Origin of the sequence: Streptomyces sp. NPDC012637, assembly GCF_042954805.1 — a bacterium.
Lineage (GTDB): Bacteria > Actinomycetota > Actinomycetes > Streptomycetales > Streptomycetaceae > Streptomyces.
The window spans coordinates 524,799-547,604 of record NZ_JBIBDS010000006.1 but is presented as its reverse complement, the minus strand read 5'-3'; the positions used below and the strand labels follow the sequence as shown (position 1 = coordinate 547,604).

General features: G+C 74.8%; 17 protein-coding genes and 1 pseudogene. 12 read left to right on the top strand and 6 right to left on the bottom strand.

Annotation, left to right across the window (positions count from 1 at the left end):
- Positions 1–79 precede the first annotated feature (79 nt).
- From ACFY8W_RS25540 to ACFY8W_RS25520, 5 genes and pseudogenes are all read left to right on the top strand, one after another.
- Positions 80–1,121, top strand: a pseudogene (locus ACFY8W_RS25540) (type III polyketide synthase); the annotation flags it as partial.
- Between the two features lie 274 nt (positions 1,122–1,395).
- Entirely contained in the window at positions 1,396–2,619 is a 1,224-nt protein-coding gene (locus tag ACFY8W_RS25535; RefSeq protein WP_391109445.1) for a cytochrome P450, read from the top strand.
- A 16-nt stretch (positions 2,620–2,635) separates the two neighbouring features.
- Positions 2,636–3,187, top strand: a complete 552-nt coding sequence (locus ACFY8W_RS25530; protein ID WP_391109442.1) for a cupin domain-containing protein — start codon at positions 2,636–2,638, stop codon at positions 3,185–3,187.
- Positions 3,184–4,395, top strand: a complete 1,212-nt coding sequence (locus ACFY8W_RS25525) for a cytochrome P450 (protein ID WP_391109440.1) — start codon at positions 3,184–3,186, stop codon at positions 4,393–4,395. The genes ACFY8W_RS25530 and ACFY8W_RS25525 overlap by 4 nt, the downstream gene beginning before the upstream one ends.
- 42 nt (positions 4,396–4,437) lie before the next feature.
- Positions 4,438–5,214 (top strand): GNAT family N-acetyltransferase, encoded by a 777-nt coding sequence (locus tag ACFY8W_RS25520; protein ID WP_391109437.1) that lies wholly within the window; start codon positions 4,438–4,440, stop codon positions 5,212–5,214.
- 207 nt (positions 5,215–5,421) lie between these two features.
- Here the strand turns inward: ACFY8W_RS25520 and ACFY8W_RS25515 are convergent, their stop codons facing one another.
- Positions 5,422–6,267, bottom strand: coding sequence for a pentapeptide repeat-containing protein (locus ACFY8W_RS25515; RefSeq protein WP_391109434.1), 846 nt, complete (start codon positions 6,265–6,267; stop codon positions 5,422–5,424).
- A 103-nt stretch (positions 6,268–6,370) separates the two neighbouring features.
- Here ACFY8W_RS25515 and ACFY8W_RS25510 point away from each other — a divergent pair, with 103 nt between their 5' ends.
- On the top strand, positions 6,371–7,921 hold the full coding sequence (locus tag ACFY8W_RS25510) for an alpha/beta fold hydrolase (RefSeq protein WP_391109431.1): 1,551 nt from the start codon (positions 6,371–6,373) through the stop codon (positions 7,919–7,921).
- 36 nt (positions 7,922–7,957) lie between these two features.
- Here the strand turns inward: ACFY8W_RS25510 and ACFY8W_RS25505 are convergent, their stop codons facing one another.
- The 5 genes from ACFY8W_RS25505 to ACFY8W_RS25485 form a co-directional block, all read right to left on the bottom strand.
- Positions 7,958–8,632 carry an ATP-binding cassette domain-containing protein gene (locus tag ACFY8W_RS25505; protein WP_391109429.1) on the bottom strand — a complete coding sequence of 225 codons (675 nt, stop codon included), beginning with the start codon at positions 8,630–8,632 and terminating at the stop codon, positions 7,958–7,960.
- Positions 8,629–9,585, bottom strand: a complete 957-nt coding sequence (locus tag ACFY8W_RS25500) for an oligopeptide/dipeptide ABC transporter ATP-binding protein (RefSeq protein ID WP_391109426.1) — start codon at positions 9,583–9,585, stop codon at positions 8,629–8,631. Before ACFY8W_RS25500 ends, ACFY8W_RS25505 begins: the two co-directional genes overlap by 4 nt.
- Positions 9,566–11,383, bottom strand: coding sequence for an ABC transporter permease subunit (locus ACFY8W_RS25495; protein ID WP_391109691.1), 1,818 nt, complete (start codon positions 11,381–11,383; stop codon positions 9,566–9,568). The genes ACFY8W_RS25500 and ACFY8W_RS25495 overlap by 20 nt, the downstream gene beginning before the upstream one ends.
- A gap of 26 nt (positions 11,384–11,409) precedes the next feature.
- Complete coding sequence (locus ACFY8W_RS25490) at positions 11,410–12,924, bottom strand: ABC transporter substrate-binding protein (protein ID WP_391109688.1); 1,515 nt, start codon at positions 12,922–12,924, stop codon at positions 11,410–11,412.
- Between the two features lie 96 nt (positions 12,925–13,020).
- A complete protein-coding gene (locus ACFY8W_RS25485) occupies positions 13,021–14,721 on the bottom strand; it encodes an AMP-binding protein (protein WP_391109423.1) in 1,701 nt (566 codons plus the stop codon).
- Between the two features lie 177 nt (positions 14,722–14,898).
- Here ACFY8W_RS25485 and ACFY8W_RS25480 point away from each other — a divergent pair, with 177 nt between their 5' ends.
- From ACFY8W_RS25480 to ACFY8W_RS25455, 6 genes are all read left to right on the top strand, one after another.
- Entirely contained in the window at positions 14,899–15,699 is an 801-nt protein-coding gene (locus ACFY8W_RS25480; RefSeq protein WP_391109420.1) for a crotonase/enoyl-CoA hydratase family protein, read from the top strand.
- 129 nt (positions 15,700–15,828) lie between these two features.
- On the top strand, positions 15,829–16,809 hold the full coding sequence (locus ACFY8W_RS25475; protein ID WP_391109417.1) for an OB-fold domain-containing protein: 981 nt from the start codon (positions 15,829–15,831) through the stop codon (positions 16,807–16,809).
- Positions 16,806–17,876, top strand: a complete 1,071-nt coding sequence (locus tag ACFY8W_RS25470) for a thiolase domain-containing protein (protein WP_391109415.1) — start codon at positions 16,806–16,808, stop codon at positions 17,874–17,876. Before ACFY8W_RS25475 ends, ACFY8W_RS25470 begins: the two co-directional genes overlap by 4 nt.
- The gene (locus tag ACFY8W_RS25465) at positions 17,873–19,063 is read left to right on the top strand and encodes a thiolase domain-containing protein (RefSeq protein WP_391109412.1); all 1,191 of its coding nucleotides are present in this window, start codon (positions 17,873–17,875) and stop codon (positions 19,061–19,063) included. The genes ACFY8W_RS25470 and ACFY8W_RS25465 overlap by 4 nt, the downstream gene beginning before the upstream one ends.
- A gap of 102 nt (positions 19,064–19,165) precedes the next feature.
- Positions 19,166–19,417 (top strand): DUF397 domain-containing protein, encoded by a 252-nt coding sequence (locus ACFY8W_RS25460; protein ID WP_391109686.1) that lies wholly within the window; start codon positions 19,166–19,168, stop codon positions 19,415–19,417.
- A gap of 176 nt (positions 19,418–19,593) precedes the next feature.
- Positions 19,594–22,758, top strand: a complete 3,165-nt coding sequence (locus ACFY8W_RS25455; protein WP_391109410.1) for an AAA family ATPase — start codon at positions 19,594–19,596, stop codon at positions 22,756–22,758.
- Positions 22,759–22,806 lie beyond the last annotated feature (48 nt).

Sequence of the window (22,806 nt, the reverse complement as noted above, 5' to 3'; positions counted from 1 at the left end):
GGGAGAGGGAAGGGGGAACGGATGATGATGCCGTCCGGCTCCCCTCCCCATCCCCGGACGAAATGGATCCACGACCACCATGCCCGTCCTGTGCCGTCCCGCCGTCGCCGTGCCCGAACACACGATCACGCGGCAGCAGACCCTCGACCTGGCCCGCACCCTGCACGCGGACCACGAGTCACTGCCCCTCGTCCTCCGCCTGATCGGCAACACGGGCGTCGCCCGACGGCATCTGGTGCAGCCCCTCGAGCGCACGCTCGCCCACCCGGGCTTCGAGGCCCGCAACGCCGTCTACGAGACCGAGGCCAAGGCGCGGGTCCCCGCCGTCGTCGCCGAGGCCCTCGACCACTCCGGCCTCGAACCGCGCGACATCGACCTGATCGTCTACGTCTCCTGCACGGGCTTCATGATGCCCTCGCTCACTGCCTGGATGATCAACACCCTGGGCTTCCGCAGCGACACCCGCCAGATGCCCATCGCCCAGCTCGGCTGCGCCGCCGGCGGCGCGGCGATCAACCGCGCGCACGACTTCTGCGCCGCCTACCCCGGCGCCAACGCGCTCATCGTCGCCTGCGAGTTCTGCTCCCTCTGCTACCAGCCCGCCGACCTCACCGTGGGCAACCTGCTGTCGAACGGCCTGTTCGGCGACGCCGTCGCCGCCGCCGTCGTCCGAGGCTCCGGCGGCACCGGCATCAGGCTGGAGCGCAACGGCTCCTACCTCGTGCCCGACAGCGAGGACTGGATCGCCTACAAGGTCCGCGAGACCGGCTTCCACTTCATGCTCGACAAGCGGGTGCCCGGCACCATGGAGCAGCTCGCGCCCGCCCTCGTCCGACTCGCCTCGCGGCACGGCCGGGACGCCGGCCGCCAGGACTTCTACCTCATCCACGCGGGCGGTCCCCGGATCCTCGACGACCTCGGCAAGCACCTGGACGTGCCCGACGACATGTTCCGCTTCAGCCGGGCCACCCTCACCGAGTACGGCAACATCGCCAGCGTCGTCGTGCTCGACGCGCTGCGCCGGCTCTTCGACGAGGGCGGCCCGGCACCCGGCGCCACCGGCATCCTCGCCGGCTTCGGCCCCGGCATCACCGCCGAGATCTCCCTCGGCAGCTGGACCGGCCCTGGCTCCGCGGGCCCGGCGCGGCGCGAGACCGTGTCGATCGGCGCGCAGGCGGGCCCCCGCGACGCCGCCCGCCACGCCACCGTCCCCCACGGTCCCGGAAGGCCCGGCGGTCTCGGAGGTCCCGGACGTCTCGCGGCTCCCGGCGACCTCGACGACCCGGAGTCCCCCGACGCGCTCGCACCCGCCGGCGGCTCTCCCGCCCCCACCTTCGACACCCCCTCCGACACGCCCCTCGACACCCCTCTCCCCACGACAGCGGCGGTGGCCCCATGACGACGACCACGACCCCCCACACCAGCGACGAGCCCCACGTCCACTTCTGGGCCGTCCCCGACCTCACCGGACTCGACTTCGACCCGCTCCTCGCCAGGCTCCTCCACGAGGATCCCGTCACCCGCGTCCGCCTCCCGCACGGCGACGGCCACGCCTGGCTCGTCACCCGCTACGAAGACGTCAAATTCGTCTCCGTCGACCCGCGGTTCAGCCGCCAGGCCGTCTACGGACGCTCCATCACCCGGCTCGCGCCCCACTTCATCCCCATGGAGGGCGCCGTCGGCTTCGCCGACCCGCCGGACCACACCCGTATGCGCCGGGTCGTCGCCCGCGCCTTCAGCGCCCGGGCCCTGCGTTCCCTGCGCGACCACGCCCAGGCCGTCATGGACCGGCTGCTCGACCGGCTCGAGGAGCACGGGCCGCCCGCCGACCTGATGGAACTGGTCAACCGGCCCTTCCCGCTCGCGATGGTCAGCGAACTCATGGGCGTCCCGGAGGGCGACCAGCCGCTCATGGCCCAGTGGTCCGACACCATCATCTCCGCCGGAGCCGGCCGCGAGGCCAGCGAGCAGGCCAAGGCCGACATGGCCCGCTACTTCACCGAACTCATCGGCCGCAGCCACGGCACCGGCGAGGAGTTCCTCGCCGCCGTCCTCGCCGACGCCATCGACGACGGCACCCTCGACGAGCAGGAGGCCGTCGGCCTCGCCGTCCTCATCCAGATCGGCGGCGCCCACGCCGTCCGCAACAACAGCGCCAACATGGTCTACGCGCTCCTCACCCACCCCGGGCACCTGGCCCGCCTGCGCGCCGAACCCGGACTCCTGCCGCGGGCCGTCGACGAACTGCTGCGCTACATCCCGCACCGCAACGCCGTCGGCCTCTCCCGGATCGCCCTGGAGGACGTCGAGGTCGGGGGCGTCACCATCCCCCGGGGCGACCCCGTCTACGTCTCCTACCTCACCGCCAACCGCGACCCCGCCGTCTTCGCCGAGCCCGAGCGGCTCGACTTCGACCGCGGCCACAACCCGCACGTCGCCTTCGGCCACGGCCCGCACTACTGCCCCGGATCCGCGCTCGCCCGCATCGAGTCCGAGATCCTGCTCGACACGCTGTGGACCCGCTTCCCCGACCTCCGTCTCGCCGTACCCGAGGAGGAGATCCGCTGGCAGCGCGGCGCCCTCATCCGCGGCCCCGAGACCCTGCCCGTCACCTGGTGAGAGGACCGACACGACGATGACCCTCAGCGGCCTCATCGTGCCCCCGGGCGAGGGCAGGATCCTCTCCACCCCGGCCCAGCACGTCACCTTCAAGGTCACCGGCGAGCACACCACCACCGCGTCCACCTTCGAGGTGGTCGTCCCGCCGGGATTCGACGTCGGCGCCCACACCCACGGCCGCGCCGAGGAGCTGTTCTACCTCCTGGAAGGCGAGCTCGAGGTGCTCGCCTTCGAGCCCGAGGTACGCACCGCCGACAGCTGGCGCGGCTGGCGCACCGCCGACGGCCGGCGGGCCGTCCGGGCCGTTCCCGGCACGCTCATGCTCGTCCCGCCCGGCTGCCCGCACGCCTTCGCCAACCTCGGCGACACTCCCGTCCGCATGCTCTTCCAGGTCTCGCCGCCCACGTACCACGAGACGTACTTCGAGGAGCTGATGGAGATCCTCGGCGCGGGTGACCCGGTGGACCACGAGGCCATCGAACGGCTCCGCGTCCGCTACGACATCGAACAGATCACCCCGCTCCGGCACGACGCCGGAGTACGGCAGGAGACCACGCCCACGCCATGACGCCACCACCCCGCCACGGCCCCGTCGTCCACGACTGGGCCGTGGTCCCCCTGCCCGGCACCGCGTTCGACCCGGTGCCGCACCGGCTCCTCCACGAGGAACCGGTCGCGCGCGTCCGCCTCCCCCACGGAGAGGGCCACGCCTGGCTCGTCACCCGCTACGAGGACGTCAGGCTGGTCACCGCCGACCCCCGGATGAGCCGCGCGCTCACCGTCGGCCGGCCCCTCCCCAGCATGACCCCGCACACCCTGGCCCCGGCCGGCGGCGTCGGCCGCGCCGACCCGCCCGACCACACCCGGCTGCGCAGGCTCATCGCGCCCACCTTCGGCCGCCGCCGGATGACCGCCCTGCGCGGCCACACCGAGCGCACGGCCGCCGCCCTCGCCCTGCGCACCCTCGACGCGGGCCCGCCCGCCGATCTCGCGGAGAGCTTCGTCGGACCGCTCTCGGCCACCGTCGTCGCCGAGCTCCTCGGCGTACCCGCCGCCGACCTCGCCCGGGTCCAGGCGTGGCGCGCCGGACTGCTCTCCCACGACACCACCGCCGCCGCCGGCGAGTCCGTGAAGAAGGAGATCGCCGGCTACTTCGCCGACCTCGCCCGGCACCGCGCCGGGCAGCCCGCCGACGACCTCGTCAGCGAACTCGCCGCCGCCCGCGCGGCCGGCGGGATCAGCACACCCGAGCTCGTCTCCATGGCCGTGATGCTCACCCTCAACGGGCTCGACGCCGTCCGCAACATCGTCTCCACCATGGTGTACGTGCTCCTCGTCCACCCCGACCAGACGGCGAAGCTCCGCACCGACCCCGGCGGGCTGCCCCGGGCCGTCGACGAACTGCTCCGCTACATCCCGCAGCGCAACGGCGTCGGCATGCCGAGGATCGCCACCGCCGACATCGAGGTCGGCGGCGTCACCGTCCGCGAGGGCGAGACCGTGCACGTCTTCTACCCGGCCGCCAACCGCGACCCCGCCGTCTACACCGACCCCGACCGCCTCGACCTCTCCCGCGACGAGGCCCCGCACCTCGCTTTCGGCCACGGCGCCCACTACTGCGCGGGCGCCCAGCTCGCCCGCATGGAAGCCGAGGTCATGCTCGCCACCCTCCTCGACCGCTTCCCCCGGCTCGCGCTCGCGGTCGCGCCCGAGGAGATCGCCTGGCGCGCGGGCACGGTGAACCGCGGACCGGAGACCCTGCCCGTCACCTGGTAATTCGGTGGCAGCGACGCCGGTGCGGATGCTGGGGTGAGGCCCATGGACCTCATCGCTCTGCGCACCCTCCACGACCGACAGCTCCGACTCGGCTCCCGCCCCGACGGGCCGGGTGCCCGCGTCGAACGGGACGGACTCGTCGTCCGCCAGACCGGCCCCGCCCACGGCTGGAACGGGGTGCTGTGGTCGGGTCTCGGCGACCACGACGCCGAAGCGGCCATCGCCGCGCAGATCGCCCACTTCCGGGCCGCCGGCCGCTCCTTCGAATGGAAGCTGTACGGTCACGACGGCCCCGTCGACCTCGCGCGGCGGCTCGCCGCCGCGGGCTTCACCGCCGACGAGCGGGAAACCGTGATGGTCGCCGAGGCGAGCGCCGTGTCCGCCCCGGTGGACCTGCCCGACGGCGTGGAGCTGCGACCCGTCACCGACGAGGCCGGGGTACGGCTGGTGGTCGAGGTGCACGACCTGGCCTTCGGCGGGGACAGCTCGCACATCGGACACCGCCTGCTCGACCAGCTGGCCGAGGCGCCCGGCACGGCAGCCGCCGTCGTCGCCCTGGCCCACGGCGAGCCCGTCAGTGCCGCCCGCCTCGACCTGCCGCAGGGCAGCGACTTCGCGGGCCTGTACGGCGGCGGCACCGTCGAGGCCTGGCGGGGCAAGGGCCTGTACCGCGCCCTGGTCGCCCACCGCGCCCGGCTCGCCGCCGAGCACGGCTACCGCTACGTCCAGGTCGACGCCGCCGACACCAGCCGCCCGATCCTCGCGCGCCTGGGCTTCGCGGAGCTGACCACGACGACGCCGTACCTGTACGAGATCTGACGCCTTACCCGTACGGGGTAACCGTGCGGCGTCCAGGCCCTGTCGTCACACTCCCGCCTGCCCCGCGACGCCGTGCACGCGCTCTCGCCGCACCGGGCGCGAGCCCGAGTACGTCCCGTACGAGGCCTTGCGCCCGGCACGCCGAGAGCACGCACCTGACGCCGCAGGGCCGCCCTCTGGGCGACGACGGGAGTTCGACGACAGGACCTAGCGCGTCCAGTGGCCGGGGCGTTCGAAGCCCTCGGGGAGGCGGGTGGCGGCGTCGCCGCGGGCCGAGTTCAGCTGGGGCTGGGTGAGGAACAGGGCGCCGGTCAGGTCCGCGCCCGACAGGTCGGCGTCCCGCAGGTCGGCGCCGATCAGATCGGCCAGCGAGAGGTCCGCGCCGCCCAGATCCGCCGCGATCAGCAGCGCCCCGCGCAGGTCGGCGCCGCGCAGCTTCGCCCCGCGGAGCCGGGCCCCGATCAGGTCGGCGCCCCGCTTGTTCTTCGGCTTGCCGCCGGCCGCCGCGCGGACCAGGGCGGAGCTCTTCAGGAGGAGCGGGTTGACCTCGGCCCGCACGGGCGCGACGTCCAGCTTCTCCAGGCCCTCCGCGTCGCCCCCGGTCAGCGCGGTCACCCGGGCGAGCGCCCGGTCGAGGTCCCGGTGGAGCGGACGGGTCGCGGCGAGCGAGCGGGCCTCGGTGAGGTAGCGCAGGAGCTCGTACAGCTGGCGCACCACCGGGAACACCTCGTACATCTGCCGGGCGGTCTCCGGGGCCTCGCGCCAGGAGACACCGCCGAAGGTGACCTGGGAGACGTGCTGGCCGGCGCCGAAGCAGTCGTAGACGGTGCAGCCGGGGAAGCCGGAGTCCCGCAGCCGGGTGTGGATGCCGCAGCGGAAGTCGTCCCGGAGGTTGCGGCAGGGGTCGCCCGCCGACTTGTTCACGGCGAAGTCGTTCGACCTGGCGAAGGGGAGGGCCACGCAGCACAGCCCGAAACAGTTCGCGCAGTCGCCGCGGAGCTCGCCGTGCCGGGGCTCGTCGTGGTGCTGGGCGGTCTGACGGGTCTCGGACACGGTGAAACGGGTTCCTTCGCTGGTGGTGGCGGACATCCCACCGTATCGCGCTGTCGGCGAACCCGGTTGCCGGACCCGTCGCCGGACGATCATGATCGGCGGCATGCCTCAGTTCACGACGTCCCGGTCCACCACGGCCGACTTCACGACGTACGACGGAACCCGCCTCTCCTACCGGACCCACGGCACGGGGGAGCCCCTCGTCGTCCTGCCCGGCGGGCCCATGCGTGACGCGGACTACCTCGGCGACCTCGGGGGACTGTCCGCCCACCGCACCCTGATCGTGCCCGACCAGCGCGGCGTCGGCGGCAGCGCGACGCCCGCCGATCCGGCGAGCTACCGCTGCGACCGGCAGGTGGCGGACGTGGAGGCGCTGCGCGCCCACCTCGGCCTTGAGCGGATCGACCTGCTCGGACACTCCGCCGGCGGCAACCTGGCCGTCCTGTACGCCGCCGCGCATCCCGGGCGGCTGCGCTCCCTCGTTCTCGTCACCCCGGGGACGCGCGCGGTGGGCATCGAGATCTCCGACGAGGAGTGGGACTCCGCCGTCGAGGTCTTCGCGGGCGAACCCTGGTACCCGGAGGCACGGGCCGCCCTGGAGGGCATCGGTCCCGACACCTCCCTCGAGGAGCAGTCGGAGATCGTGATGCCGTTCGCGTACGGCCGCTGGGACGCGGCCGCCCGGGCGCACGCGGCGGCCGCCGCCACGGAGATGAACTGGGCGGCGGCCCGCGCCTTCTACGCGCCCGGAGCCTTCGAGCCCGAGGCCACCCGCAACGCCCTGCGCGGACTGACCGCCCCCGTGCTCGTCCTCGCGGGCGAGTACGACGCCGGGCCGAGCCCGCTGCGGGCCGCCGAGCTGGCCGCCTGTTTCCCGCACGCCGAACTCGTCGTGCAGCCGCGGGCCGGCCACTTCCCCTGGGTCGACGACGCCGGGGACTTCGTCCGCCCGGTCCTCGCCTTCCTCGACCCCGAGGTCCGTACGGTGACCGTGGACGGCGTACGGCTCGCCTACCGGGTGAGCGGCCCCGAGGAGGCGCCGCCGGTCGTCCTGGTGCACGGGCGCGGCGGCAACGGCACCGACTGGGCCGGGATCGCGGCGGAGCTGTCCGCCGACCGCCGGGTCTACGCGGTCGACCTGCGCGGCCACGGCCTGAGCGACCGGCCCGGGCACTACGGCTTCGGTGTCTTCCGCGACGAACTGGGCGGCTTCCTCAAGGCCCTCGGCCTGACCGGAGCCACCGTCGTCGCCCACTCGATGGGCGGCGCCGCGGCGTATCTGCTCGCCCAGCGGGAGCCGGGCCTCATCGGACGACTGGTCCTGGAGGACGCGCCGGTCTTCTTCCCGCTCGACCCGCCGCGCGGGCCCGCAGGGCCTCCCGAGGAGCCCGCCTCCTTCGACTGGGCGGTCCTGAACGCGACGAACGCGGAGCTCGACGACCCCGACCCGGCCTGGCGCACCGAGCTGTCCGCGATCACCGTGCCCACCCTGGTCCTGGGCGGCGGCGAAAGCAGCCATCTGCCGCAGGAGCAGCTGGCCTGGATGACGGAGCAGCTCCCGGACGCCCGGCACGTCACCATCGACACCGGCCATCTGATCCACGAGTCGCGCCCGCGTGAATTCCTCGCCGCGCTGCGGGAGTTCGGGGTGTGAAGGGCTCCTCCGTTCCCTCGCGCCGGTCCCGGGAGGTCACGGGCGCAGCTTCCCGTCGCGCATGGTCAGGACCCGGTCGCAGACGTGCCGCACCGCCGCGTGGTCGTGGGAGATGAACAAGGAGGCTACGCCCAGGGCATCCTGAAGGCCCATCAGGAGGTTCAGGACGCCCGCGCGCAGTGACGGGTCGAGCGCCGAGGTCGGCTCGTCGAGGACCAGCAGGTCCGGGGCGGTCGCCAGTGCCCGGGCGATGCCGACGCGCTGGCACTGCCCGCCGGACAGCTCGTGCGGGAACCGGTCGCCGAGCCCGGCGTCCAGGTCGACGAGCCCCAGGAGCTCGTCGACCCGGGCAGGGCCCTCCGTGGCCGACCAGAGGCCGTGCACCCGCAGCGGCTCCGCGATCTGCTCGCGCACCCGGCGGCGCGGGCTCAGCGAACCGTACGGATCCTGGAACACCGGCTGGAACCGGGGCCGCAGCGACCGCAGCTCGCGCTCCCGCAGCGCCGTCAGCTCGACGCCGGCGAACCGCACAGAGCCCGCGTCGGGCCGCACCAGCCGCAGCACGGCCGACGCGGTCGTGGACTTGCCGCAGCCCGACGGCCCGACGAGCCCGACCGACTCCCCGGCCGCCACGTCGAAGGACACCCCGTCGACGGCCGGGCGCGTCCCGTACCGGACGACCAGGTCCCGCACTTCCAGGAGAGCGCTCATGCCGCCTCCCCGAACGGATGGTGGCAGGCGACGAGACGGCCGTCGACCGTCCGCGTCCCGGGCTCGCCGTTCCGGCACACGTCGTCGACCTGCGGGCAGCGGGGAGCGAAGGCACAGCCCGCGCCCGGCGCCGCCGTGCCGGGCGGCGCCCCGTCGAGCACGGGAAGGCGCGAGCGGCGGGGCATGCCGGCCGTGGGCAAGGAGGCCAGCAGGCCCCGGGTGTACGGGGCTACGGGCCGCCCCAGCACGTCCTCTGCCGTGCCCACTTCGACCAGCCGCCCCGCGTACATCACGGCCACCCGGTCCGCGTGCCGCCGTACCGCCTCCAGGTCGTGGCTGACGAGCAGCAGCGCCGCCCCGGCCGCCGCGCACCGCTCCCGCAGCAGCGTGAGGACCTGCTCCTGCCGCTCGGGGTCGAGGGCCGTGGTCGGCTCGTCGGCCACCAGGACGTCGGGCCCGTTGACCAGTGCCGTCGCGATCACCGCGCGCTGCCGCATTCCGCCCGACAACGCGTGCGGAAACGCCGCGGCGGCCTCCCGCCCGAGACCCACGCCGGCGAGTGCGTGCCGGGCCACCGCCCGCGCCTCGCGCCTCCCCGCCCGCGCCACCGACCGCACGGCGAAGGCCAGTTGGTCCTCGACCCGGTGCACGGGCGACAGCGCCGACATCGCGTCCTGCGGGATCCACGCGAGCCGTCGGCCGAGGTCGGCGGGCGTGGCCGGCGCACCGCGCAGCAGCACCGTGCCGGAGACGACGGCCCCGCGCGGCGCCATGCCGAGCAGCGCCCGCGCGGTGAGGGACTTGCCCGCGCCGGACTCGCCTACCAGGGCGAGCACCTCGCCGGCGCGCAGCGTGAAGGAGATCCCGCGCACGGCCTCGGCACCGGCGAAGCCGACCCGCAGGCCGTCCACCTGGAGCAGCGGCAGGGGGAGTTCAGTCGGTTCGGGCGGCAACGGGCCGGACCTTCCTTCGTACGGACAGCGGACGAACCAGGGACAGCAGACGAACCAGGGACATCGGACGAGCCAGAGGCAGAGGGAGAGCCGGAAGCAGCGGGCGGGAGCCGCGGCGTGGCGGCGCGCCCCGCGCGGAGAGGCAGACCGCCAGCGCCGCGAGCAGCGCGAGCGCCACGGCCGGGGCGAGCGCGGCGACCGGCGCCCGCTCGACGTAGTCGGCCGACTCGTCGAGCAGCAGCCCCCACTCCGGCGACGGCGGCTGCGCGCCGAGCCCCAGGAACCCCAGCGACGCGAGCGCGAGCACCACGCCCGGCAGCCGCAGCACCGCGTGCCGGGCGACCGGCCCGGCCACCGACGGCAGCACGTGCCGGGTCCACACCCACAGCGGCCCCGCGCCGATCGCCCGCTGCGCCACCAGGAAGCGCGAGGCCCGCGCCTCCTGCACGAGCGCCGCCGCGTGCGCGGCGAGCGGCGGCCAGGACACCAGCGTCACGGCGAGCGCCGCCGCCCCGGTCCCGGGCCCGGTCGCGGCCGCGACGAGCAGACCGGTGAGCACGGGCGGCAGTGCGTTGGCCACGTCCGCGAACCCGGCCGCGACGCCTGGCAGCACTCCCAGCGCGAGCCCGACGAGCAGGCTGAGGAGCGTCACGGCGACGGCCGTGCCGACCGTCGACGCCGCCCCGTGCCCGAGCCGCGCGAGCACGTCCCGGCCGAGCGCGTCCGCGCCGAGCGGATGCGCGGCCGAGGGCGCGGCCAGTCGCGCCGTGACGTCCACGGCGTACGGGTCGCGCAGCAGCCCCCAGCCGAGCACCACGACGAGGACGGCGCCGAGGACCGTCGGAACGACCGGAGGGATCCGGACCCCGCGTGGCGCCGGCGGACCGAGCCCGGCCTCCCGCAGCGCGGGCCCGAGCAACCGGCGCCGCACCAGCGCTGCCGCCGCGCCCGCGAGCAGGCCGAGTCCGAGGAGGGCGAGGACGCACCCCTGGAGCAGCGGAAGGTCCTGCGACCTGGCGGCGCCCAGCGCCGTACGCCCGATGCCGGGAACGGCGAAGACCGTCTCGACGGCGACCGCGCCGCCCGTCAGGCCGACGGCCACCATCCCGAACTGGCCGGCGAGCGCGGGCAGCACCCGCCGCAGGGCCGCGGCGGTGATCCGGCCCCGGCCGGTGCCCGCGCCGCGCCACAGCTCAGCCCACCGCTCGTCGAGGACGGCGGGAAGCGCGTCGGCGACGAGCCGGCCGAGCAGCGCGCCCGCGGGCACGCCGAGCGCGAGCGCGGGCAGCACCAGATGGGCCGGGCCCGCCCAGCCGGACGTGGGCAGCCACCCCAGCCACACCCCGACGGTGACGAGCAGGGTGAGCGAGAGCAGGAACTCGGGCACCGAGGCGAGCATCGCGGCCACCGTGCCGCCCGTGGTCCGGCCCCGCACCAGCACCGGTACGGCGAGCAGCGCGCCGACCAGCAGGGCGACCGCCAGCGCCGCCCCCATCAGGGACAGGGACACGCCGAGGCCGGCCGTGACCGACGGCAGCACGTCGGCGCCCGACACCCAGGAGACTCCCAGGTCGCCGTGGAGCAGCCGGCCGAACCAGTCGCCGAGGAGCCCCGACGGGCCCGCGTCCAGGCCGAGATCGGCGCGGATGGCGGCGAGCGCCTCGGGAGTCGGCTCCTGCTCGGCGTACCGGGCCCGCAGCAGGGCGAGCGCCGGATCCCGGCCGGACAGCCAGGGCAACAGGCCGACCAGGGCCACGACGGCGGCCAGCGCCACCGCCCGGGCGGCCCCGGCGCGCAGGGCCGGGGCCGTGACGTGGGGACGGGTCACCGTACGTACGTGCCGACGGTGACGAGCTCGCGCTCGCGGGGGTCGTGCGCGGCGCCGACGACGTTCGCGGCGTCGCCCTGGATCACCCGCTCGTGGAGCATCGGCACCGCCGCGTCGGTGGCGAGCACGGCGGCCTCGGCGGCCACGACGGCCCGCCGGCGGGCGTCGCCGGAAGCCGTCGCGGACGCCGTCGCGAGCGCGGAGTCGACGGCCGGGTCGGCGAGCTGGGAGATGTTGAAGGAGCCGTCGCCCGCGAAGTCGCTGTAGAGGTACGCGGCGGGGTCACCGGAGTCGAGGACGGTCGCCCGCGACAGCACGAAGGCGTCGAACTTCCCCGCCAGGGCGTCCGCCTCGATGGCGGCGTACTCCCGCACGTCGAGCCGGACCGTGAACCCGGCCTTCCGCAGCTGCTGCTGGAGCAGCTGGGCGACCTCGGGCAGTTCGGCCCGGTCCGTGAAGGTGCCGATGGTGATCGTGGCGCCCTTCGGGTCGCCCGCGGCGGTGTGCCGCACCGGCGTGCGCAGCTTCGCCGCCCATGGCAGGGCCGGTCCGAGCAGCCCGCCGGCGACGTCCGCCCGGCCTTCGTAGACGCCGCTGACCAGGCTGCGCGCGTCCACGGCCGCGCGGGCGGCGGCGCGCAGGGCCGGGTCGCGGAACGCGCCGCGCCCGGTGTTCAGGTACAGGGTGTTGGTGCGCGGCATCGGGACCTCGGTGATCAGGTCCTGGTCGAGCAGCCGGGCCTGGGACACCGGCACCGCCTCCACGATGTCGGCCTCGCCGCTGCGCAGCGCGGCGGCCCGGGCGGTGCCGTCGGGCACGTACCGCACGTCGATGCCGGCGGCCTTGGCGCGTCCGCCCCAGTAGAGGTCGTAGCGGTCGAGGGTCGCGGTCGCGGTGCCGTCGGCGCGGACGAGCACGAAGGGTCCGGTGCCGGCACCGACCGGGTCGACGGTCCTGCCGCGGTACGCCTTGGCGGCGAGGACCGACAGCTGCGGCGAGCTGAGCCGCTGCGGTACGAGCGGGTCGACGGCGCTGGTGGTCACGTCGACCGTACGGGGGCCGGTGGCGCGCGCGGTGAGACCGACGCCGTCGAGGATCCGCGGCCTGGGGGAGGCGGTCGCCGCGGCGGTGAGGGAGCGGACCACGTCGGCGGGGGTGAGCGGGCTGCCGTCGTGGAAGGTGACGCCCTCGCGGAGGGTGAGGGTCCAGGTCCGGCCCTGCTGCCGCCAGGCGGTGGCGAGCGCGGGGACGGCGTTGCCGTCGGGGTCGAGCCGGACGAGGGTCTCGGCGGTGGACCAGCGGGACAGCTTGAAGGCGTCGTCGGAGAGCGGGGAGAGGCCGGACCGGGGCGGCTGCATCATCGCGACCCGTATCCGCCCGCCGTCCCCGCCGCCCCCTTCGGCGGCCCGGCCGCCGCTTCCGGCGAAGCACCCCGCGAGGAGGGCGGACGCGGTGACGGCGGAGACGGCGGCGAACAGGCCGCGGCGGGAGGTGGGGGCGTTTTCGGGCAGGGGAGACACGAGGGGTCCTCAGGGGCGTGACGTGCGGGGACGCCCCGACCTTAGCAGAATGAAAATCATTCCCATTAAGGTGGGTGCGGCTGCGGTTCAGGCCCCCATGGACCCCGCGGTCCCCGCGTCCGCCTCCGTCGCCACCGAGCGGGCCCAGCGGTAGTCCGCCTTGCCGCTGGGGGAGCGCTGGATCGTGTCGGTCAGGACGAGCTGGCGCGGCACCTTGTAGCCGGCCAGCCGGGCGCGGCAGTGGGACTGGACCGCCGCCAGGTCCAACGGCGCCGCCCCTTCGCGCAGTTGGACGACGGCCGCCACGTGGTTGCCCCACTTCGCGTCGGGCACGCCGGCGACCAGCGCGTCGTACACGTCGGGGTGGGACTTGAGCGCCTGTTCGACCTCCTCCGGGTAGACCTTCTCGCCGCCCGTGTTGATGCACTGCGAGCCGCGCCCGAGGACGGTGACGATGCCCTCGGCGTCGACGGTGGCCATGTCGCCGAGCAGAACCCAGCGCTCGTCGCCCTTCCGGAAGAAGGTCTCGGCGGTCTTCGCCGGGTCGTTGTAGTAGCCCAGCGGGACGTGGCCGCGCTGGGCGAGGCGGCCGACCTCGCCGACGGAAACCGGCTCGTGGGTGGCCGGGTCGACGACCTGGGTGCGCTCGTTGACGTGCAGCCGGAAGCCCTTGGCGGGGCCGGAGTCGTCGGTGGCGCGTCCGTTGGAACCGGACTCCGACGAGCCGAAGTTGTTGAGCAGCAGGACGTTCGGGGCCAGGGCCCGGAACTGGTCGCGCACCGTGTCCGACATGATCGCGCCGGACGAGGAGAGGCTGAACAGAGAGGACAGGTCGGTGCCCTTCAGCGGTCCGTGGAGGGCGTCGACCAAGGGCCGCAGCATGGCGTCGCCGACCAGTGACACGCTGGACACCCGCTCCTTCTCGATGGTGCGCAGCACCTCCTCGGGCACGTACTTGCGGTGGATCACCACCCGCTGCCCGTAGTTGAAGGCGATGAACGAGGTGAGCGTGGACGTGCCGTGCATCAGCGGGGGCGTGGGGAAGAAGGTGAGGCCCGCACCGCCCGCCGCGACCCGCTCGGCCAGCTCCTCGGGGCGCTTCACGGGTTCGCCGCTCGGGTCGCCGCCGAAGAGGCCGGCGAAGAACAGGTCCTCCTGGCGCCACATCACGCCCTTCGGCATCCCGGTGGTGCCGCCGGTGTAGATGATGAAGAGGTCGTCGGGTGAGCGCGGCGCGAAGCCGCGCTCCGGTGATCCGGCCGCCTCGGCGGCCGTGAACTCCACGCAGTCGAGGGCCGGCGCGCCCTCGGATCCGGCCCCGCGCTGCCAAGCGGCACCCTGAGCGGTGGCGGACGGGCGCCGGTCGGGCGGGGTCCCCACCCGCACGAGGTGCCGCAGCTTCTCCGTCTGCGGCAGGGCGCCCGCGACGCGCTCGGTGAACTCGGCGTCGAAGACGAGCGCGGCCAGGTCCGCGTCGCGGTAGAGGTAGACCAGCTCCTCCTCCACGTAACGGTAGTTGACGTTGACCGGCACGATCCGGGCCTTGAGGCAGGCGAGCACCGTCTGCAGGTACTCGATCCCGTTGTACAGGTGGAGGCCGAGGTGCTCGCCGGGCCGCAGGCCCGCGTCGATCAGATGGTGGGCGATGCGGTTCGCGGCGGCGTCGAGCCCGGCGTAGGTCAGCCGGCGCTCGGCGCCGGTGCCGGGGTGGTCGACGTAGACCAGCGCCTCGCGGTCCGGGACCACGTCGACGACCGATTCGAACAGGTCGGCAAGGTTGTACTCCACCGTTCCTCCTGATCCTGGCCCGGGCCGACTCCCGTCGGTCACTGGGCGGTCATTAGAGCGCCGACGGGCGGAGGTGGGAAGGGTTCGCGCAGAACAATCTGACTGAGTGTCAGAAAACTATTGAACTGGGCCCGCCACTCCTGCAACCTGTTCCAGAAATGGAGACGGGAGACCCCCATGGGTGGCACCGAACACCTCGACGTGCGGCGCGAAGGCGCCACGCTCGTCCTCACCTTGAACCGGCCCGAGGCCAAGAACGCGCTCTCGCTGCCGATGCTCGTCGGCCTGTACGACGGCTGGCTGGAAGCCGACGCCGACGACTCGATCCGCTCCGTCGTGCTCACCGGTGCCGGCGGCTCCTTCTGCGCCGGCATGGACCTCAAGGCGCTGGCCGGGAAAGGCATGGAGGGCGAGGCCTACCGGGACCGCATGACCGCCGACCCCGACCTCCACTGGAAGGCCATGCTGCGGCACCACCGCCCGCGCAAGCCGGTCGTCGCCGCCGTCGAGGGCCACTGTGTCGCCGGCGGCACCGAGATCCTCCAGGGCACCGACATCCGGGTCGCAGGAGCCTCCGCCACCTTCGGCCTCTTCGAGGTCCGCCGCGGCCTCTTCCCGATCGGCGGCTCCACGGTCCGGCTGCCCCGCCAGATCCCTCGCACCCACGCCCTCGAAATGCTCCTCACCGGCCGCCCGTACACCGCCGACGAGGCCGCGCGCATCGGCCTCGTCGGCCGTGTCGTCCCCGACGGCACGGCCCTGGACGCGGCCCTGGAGACCGCCGAGCGGATCAACGCCTGCGGGCCGCTCGCCGTCGAGGCCGTCAAGGCGTCGGTCTACGAGACCGCCGAGCTGACGGAGCAGGAGGGCCTGGCGGCGGAACTGAAGCGGGGCTGGCCGATCTTCGCCACGGCGGACGCGAAGGAGGGCGCCCGGGCCTTCGCGGAGAAGCGCACGCCCGTGTACCGCCGGGAGTGACCCTTCCCCCCCGCCCCTTCCCGGCCCGGGGGCAGGCCGCCAGGCCCCGAACGGCCTGCGGCCGCGTCCTCGAACGCCGGACGGGCGGGGAACGCACACCCGCCGACCACCGACCAAGGAGCCGCCTTCATGACCGCCGCCCCGGAAACGCTCCGCGCCCCCCTCGTCGTCGAGTTCCCCTTCACCCGCTCCCTCGGACCCGTCCAGTCCGCCTTCCTCACCGGCCTGCGCGAGCGGGTCCTGCTCGGGGTGCGCACCGAGGCCGGACGGGTGCTCGTGCCGCCCGTCGAGTACGACCCGGAGACCGCGGCCGAACTGCGCGAACTCGTCGAGCTCGCACCCACCGGCACCGTCACCACCTGGGCCTGGAACCCTGAGCCGCGGCACGGCCAGCCGCTCGGCACTCCCTTCGCCTGGGTCCTGGTCCGGCCCGACGGAGCCGACACCGCGCTGCTGCACGCCCTCGACGTCCCCGGCCCCGAGGCCGTACGCACCGGAATGCGCGTCCGGATCCGCTGGGCCGCCGAACGGCACGGCGCCATCACGGACATCGCCTGCTTCGAGCCGTACGACAGCGACGACGACGGCGACGGCGGCCGTGATCCCGCCGCCCGGCCGCACGACGGCGTGTTCGACGAGCCCGTCGCCGGCATCGTCGCGCCCGCCCGCCTCGACTACACCTACACGCCCGGCCGCGCCCAGACCGCCTGGCTGCACGACCTGGCCGAGCGCCGCACCGTCGGCGAACGCTGCCCGTCCTGCGCCAAGGTCTACGTACCGCCCCGCGGCGCCTGCCCCACCTGCGGCGTCGCGACGACCGAGCGGGTCGAGGTCGGACCCCGCGGCACGGTCACCACCTTCTGCATCGTCAACATCAAGGCTGCGCATACGGCGAATCTCGACATCGAAGTGCCGTACGTCTACGCCCACATCGCCCTCGACGGCGCCGGGCTCGCCCTGCACGGCCGGATCGGCGGCATCCCGTACGACCAGGTCCGGATGGGGCTGCGCGTCGAACCCGTGTGGACCGAGGGCGGCCGCTACCCCGACCACTACCGTCCCAGCGGCGAACCGGACGCCGACTACGACACGTACAAGGAGCTCCTGTGACAGCAGCACGCCGGGACGTCGCCATCGTCGCCTTCGCCCAGACCGACCACGCCCGGCGAACCGACGAACTCTCCGAGGTCGAGATGCTGATGCCGGTCCTCCACGAGGTGCTGCGGCAGACCGGCCTCAGGACCTCCGACATCGGCTTCACCTGCTCCGGCTCCTCCGACTACCTCGCCGGACGCGCCTTCTCCTTCACCATGGCGCTCGACGGCGTCGGCGCCTGGCCGCCCATCTCGGAGTCCCACGTCGAGACGGACGGCGCCTGGGCGCTGTACGAGGCGTGGGTGAAGCTGCTCACCGGCGAGGCCGACACGGCCCTCGTCTACGCGTACGGCAAGTCCTCGCCCGGCTCCCTGCGCGACGTGCTCACCCGGCAGCTCGACCCGTACTACGTGGCCCCGCTGTGGCCCGACTCCGTCGCCCTGGCCGCGCTCCAGGCGCAGGCGCTGATCGACGCGGGCGACACCGACGAGACCGCACTCGCCGCGATCGCCGCCCGCAGCCGCCAGGACGCCGCCGCCAACCCGCACGCCCAACTGCCCGGAGCACGCCCGCAGGGCGACCACCTCGTCGCGCCGCTGCGCACCGGAGACTGCCCGCCCATCGGCGACGGCGCCGCGGCCGTGATCCTCGCCGCGGGCGACCGGGCCCGCGAACTGTGCGCCAGGCCCGCCTGGATCACCGGCATGGACCACCGCATCGAGGCCCACTCCCTCGGCGTGCGCGACCTCACCGTCTCGCCGTCCACGCGCCTCGCCGCGGAACGCGCCGGCGCCTTCGACACGACCGCGGACCGGCCCGTCGACACCGCCGAACTGCACGCCCCCTTCACCTCCCAGGAGGTCGTGCTCCGCAAGGCGCTCCGCCTCGGCGACGAGGTCCGCGTCAACCCGTCCGGCGGCGCGCTCGCCGCCAATCCCATGATGGCCGCGGGACTGATCCGGCTCGGCGAGGCCGCCGCCCGCATCCACCGCGGCGCCTCCGACCGCGCCCTCGCCCACGCCACCTCCGGGCCCTGCCTCCAGCAGAACCTGGTCGCCGTCCTGGAAGGAGACCCCCGATGAGCGCAGTGAGCACGGCCGGGACGGCGAAGGAGTGCGTCGCCGTCGTCGGCATCGGCCAGACCAAGCACGTCGCCGCCCGCAGGGACGTCTCGATCGCCGGACTCGTCCGCGAGGCCGCCCGACGGGCCCTCGACGACGCCGAGTTGACCTGGGCGGACATCGACGCCGTCGTCATCGGCAAGGCCCCGGACTTCTTCGAGGGCGTGATGATGCCGGAGCTGTACCTCGCCGACGCGCTCGGCGCGGTCGGCAAGCCGATGCTCCGCGTCCACACCGCCGGCTCGGTCGGCGGCTCCACCGCCCTCGTCGCCGCCAACCTGGTGGCCGCCCGGGTCCACCGCACGGTGCTCACGCTCGCGTTCGAGAAGCAGTCCGAGTCCAACGCCATGTGGGGCCTGTCGCTGCCCGTCCCCTTCCAGCAGCCGCTGCTCGCCGGAGCCGGCGGCTTCTTCGCCCCGCACGTGCGCGCCTACATGCGCCGCACCGGCGCACCGGACGCGATCGGCTCCCTCGTCGCGTACAAAGACCGCCGCAACGCCCTGAAGAACCCGTACGCCCACCTCCACGAGCACGACATCACGCTGGAGAAGGTGCGGTCCTCGCCGATGCTGTGGGATCCGATCCGCTACTCCGAGACGTGCCCGTCCTCCGACGGCGCGTGCGCGATGGTCCTCACCGACCGTGCGGGCGCGGCCCGTTCGCCCCGCCCGCCCGCCTGGATGCTCGGCGGCGCGATGCGCAGCGAGCCGACGCTCTTCGCCGGCAAGGACTTCGTCTCGCCGCGGGCGGGCCGGGACTGCGCCGCCGACGTCTACCGGCAGGCCGGCATCACCGACCCGCGCCGTCAGATCGACGCGGTCGAGATGTACGTGCCGTTCTCCTGGTACGAGCCGATGTGGCTGGAGAACCTGGGGTTCGCCGAGGAGGGCGAGGGCTGGAAGCTCACCGAGGCCGGCGTCACCGAGATCGGGGGCGACCTGCCCGTGAACCCCTCCGGGGGTGTGCTGTCCACCAACCCGATCGGCGCCTCCGGCATGATCCGCTTCGCGGAGGCGGCGCTCCAGGTGCGCGGGCAGGCCGGCGAGCACCAGGTCGAGGGGGCGCGAACGGCGCTCGGGCACGCGTACGGCGGGGGCGCGCAGTTCTTCTCCATGTGGCTCGTCGGTGACCGGCCACCGACCGTCTGAGGGGTGTCGGGGCTCCGGGCCGGTCGCTACGCTGAGGCCCGGACCAGACGCACAGCGTGACGCGGGGAACGCGAGAGGAGCACGGACGTGGCGGACAGGACGATGACCAGCACGATCACCGGCACCGTGGGCCAGCACGGCCTCGCCGGGCAGGACATGCCGGACCTCGACCTGGCGGGAGCCGACTGGCGCTCCGGGAGCCAGGGGGTGGGAGACGTCCAGATCGCGTTCGTCGAGGGCTTCATCGCCATGCGCAACGGCCGTCGCCCCGAAGGCCCGTCGATCGTGTTCACCCCGGCCGAGTGGAGGGCGTTCGTGGTGAACGCGCGCGAGGGCGAGTTCGACCTGACCTGAGGCTCGAACGCGTCCTCACGGGGCAGGAGTCGGCCGCTTTCGGTTCCCTTTCACACAACCGTCACGATCGGCCTCCTGGGCGGCGCATCCCGGCGTACGCTGGGGTTTTCGTGGGGCATTCGCCCCGACGCACCCCCCTGTGCGCCGGGCGTGCGCCCCCGGGGTGGGGGTTGACCATGGCAGTGCACGACGGCGGTCGCGTGGGGCGGGGCTTCGGGCTCTTCGAACGCGACGCCGAACTCGCGGCCGCCGAGGAGGCGTTGAACCTCCTCGTCGGGATCGGCGTCGGCATCGGCGCGCACGGCGCCGATGCGGCGGCCGAACGCCGGGCGGAAGCCGAGCGCCGGGCGGAGGCCGCCGAGGCACGCAAGACGGTCCTGCCCGTCGGAGGGCCCGGCCCGTCCGGGCGTTCCGACCGGCTCGCACCGCCACGGACCGTCGCCGGGGCCCCGGCCCTGCGGCTCGTGAAGAGCACGGCCGGAGCCGCTCCCGGCGCAGCGAACGGGCGCACCGTGCGCCGCGGCGGCGTCCTCGCCTACGCCGCGCCCGCCGGCCTCGGGAAGACCACCCTGCTCGCGGAGATCCGTCGGCGCGCCGCCGCCAAGGGCTGCACCGTGCTGTCCGCACGCGGCGGCGACCAGGAACAGCGGGTCGCCTTCCACGTCGCCCGCCAGCTCCTCCAGCCCCAGTTCGCCGCAGCCTCCCGCGGCGAACTGCGCGAACGGCTCGGCGGCTGGTACGACATCGTCGGCCCCGCACTCGGCCTGTGCACCGCCGCCGAGGGCTCGCCGCCCGACCCGCAGGGCCTGCGCGACGGACTCGACTGGGTCCTCACCCACCTCGCCGTACGCCGCGCCCCGCTCGTCGTCGTCCTCGACGACGCCCACTGGGCAGACCCGGAGTCCCTCGGCTGGCTCTCCGCCTTCTCGCCGCGCGCCGAAGAGCTGCCCATGCTGCTCGTCGTCGCCTACCGCCCCGACGAACTGCCCGACGACGGAGACGAGTTCACCGGCCGCCGGTCCGGCCAGCGCCCCCTCGGCCTGGAACCCCTCACCTCCGAGGCCATCGCCCGGCTCGTCCGCGACCGCGTCGGCGCCCACGCCGACGACACCTTCTGCCGCGAGTGCTGGGCCGTCACCTCCGGCAACCCCTTCGAGGCCGTCGAACTCGCCGCCAGGATCCGCGACCGGGGCCTCGAACCCACCGCCGACCGCGCGCCCGCCCTGCGGGACCTCGCCGCAGCCGTCAAGGGCAGCGGACTGATCGCCCAGATCGAACGGCTCGGCACCGCCACCGTCCGCCTCGCCTGGGCCTGCGCCGTCCTCGGCACCGAGATCTCCCCGCAGCTGGCCGGCGCCGTCGCCGGACTCGGAGCCGAGGACGTCGCCCGCGGCGCCGACCTGCTGCGCCGCGCCCGCGTCCTCGCCGAGGCCCGGCACGACACGACGGAGCACGCCACGGAGGACGGGATCGACGACGGGACCGGGGACGCGACCGACACCCTCGAGTTCGTCCACCCGCTCATCGCCACCGCCGTCTACGACGCCATCCCCGCCGCCACCCGCGTCGCCCTGCACGGCCAGGCCGCCTGGTGCGTCGTCGACGCCGGGCTCGGCCCCACCGCCGCCGCCCGCCACCTCGTCGAGACCCACCCCGAGGGCGACCCGTGGGTCGTCAGGCACCTGCGCGCCGCCGCCCAGGAGACCCTGCGGGCCGGCGCGCCCGACACCGCCCGCCGCTATCTCGCCCGCGCCCTGCGCGAACCCCCCGACCACGACGAGCGCGCCGCCGTCCTCTTCGAGCTCGGCTGCGCCTCGCTCCTCACCGAGCCCGCCACCACCGTCAACCACCTCCGGGCCGCCCTGGAGGAACCGGTCGCCGACCCCGCCCTGCGCCACGGCATCGTCTACCGGCTCTCCCAGGTCCTCGCCCACAGCGACCGGCTCGTCGAGGCCTCCGAGCTCCTCGGCCGGGAGTCCCGGCTCACCACCGACGCCCGCAGCCGGCTGCGCATGCAGGCCGAGAAGTTCATGTGGGACGCCTTCCGCGCCGACGAACCCGAGTCGCCCGCCCGCTCCCGGCGGCTGGCCCGGCTCGCCGACCGGCTCACCGGCCGCGACCTCACCGAGCGCTACATCATCGGCCTGCGCGCCTGGGACGCCACCGTGCGCGCCGAGCCCTCCGCCGTCGCCGTCGCCCACGCCGAGCGCGCCCTGGCCGGCGGCCTCAGCTGGGCCGACGAGAGCCGCGGCTTCGAGGTCCCCGTCCTGGTGGCCCTCACCTTCCTCTACGCCGACCGGCCCGGCCGCGCCGAAGAGCTGTTCGCCGCCGGCACCGCCGAGTTCGAGCGCCAGGGCTGGCGCGGCGCCCACCTCTCCTTCGCCTACACCCTGCTCGGCTACATCCGCTACCGCCGCGGCCGCCTCGTCGAGGCCGAGGACTTCGTCCGCGCGGGCCTGCGGCTCGCCGAGCGCGTCGGCCCCCGCACACCCGCCCAGTGGTACGCCGCGGGCGTCATGATCGAGGTGCTGCTCGCCCGGGGCCGCACCGAGGAGGCCGAGCGGGTCGCCCGTACCCATGACTTCGGGGAGCCCTTCCCGGCCGCCGTCACCTTCCCCGACTCCCAGACCGTCCACGCCGAACTGCTCCTCGCCACCGGCCGCACCGAGGCCGCGGCCGCCGAGCTCGCGGCCGTCGGCCGCCGCCTCGACCCGCGCGGGATGCGCAACCCCGCCTGGTGCCCCTGGCAGCTCCACCTGGCCCTCGCCGAGGCGAGCGAGACGCCCGAGCGGGCCCGCGCCACCGCGCTCGCCGCCGTCGAACGGGCCCGCCAGTACGGCGCGCCCTCCGTCATCGGGCAGGCGCTCCGCGTCACCGCCGAGGTCTCCGGCGAGACCGACGCCGACCGGGTGAAGCTCCTGGAGGAGTCCGTCGACTGGCTCGACCGCTCGCCCGCCGCCTACGAGCTGGCCCGCTCCCTCGTCGCCCTCGGCACCGCCCTGCGCCGCACCGGCCGCACGCAGGAGGCCGCCGAGCACCTCTACCGCGGCCTGGAGACCGCCCAGAGCTGCGGCGCGGACGGCCTGGTCGAGGACGCGCGGGCCGAGCTCGCCGCCGCCGGGCTGCGCCCCCGCGAGCTCCGGACGGCCGGCACCGACTCGCTCACCGCACGTGAGCGGGCCGCCGCCGAGGCGGCCGCCCGCGGCCAGGACCCGGCCCTCGTCCTCGGCGTCGACCAGGCCACCGCCACCCGCCTGCTCTCCGCCGTCTACCGCAAGCTCGGCACCGACCGCGCGGGTCTGGGCGGCGCCCTGAGCGGACCGGCGGGCGCGGCCCCGTGACCCGGGCCCCGGCGCGCCGCATCGCGCACCGGGGCACGTACCATGGCG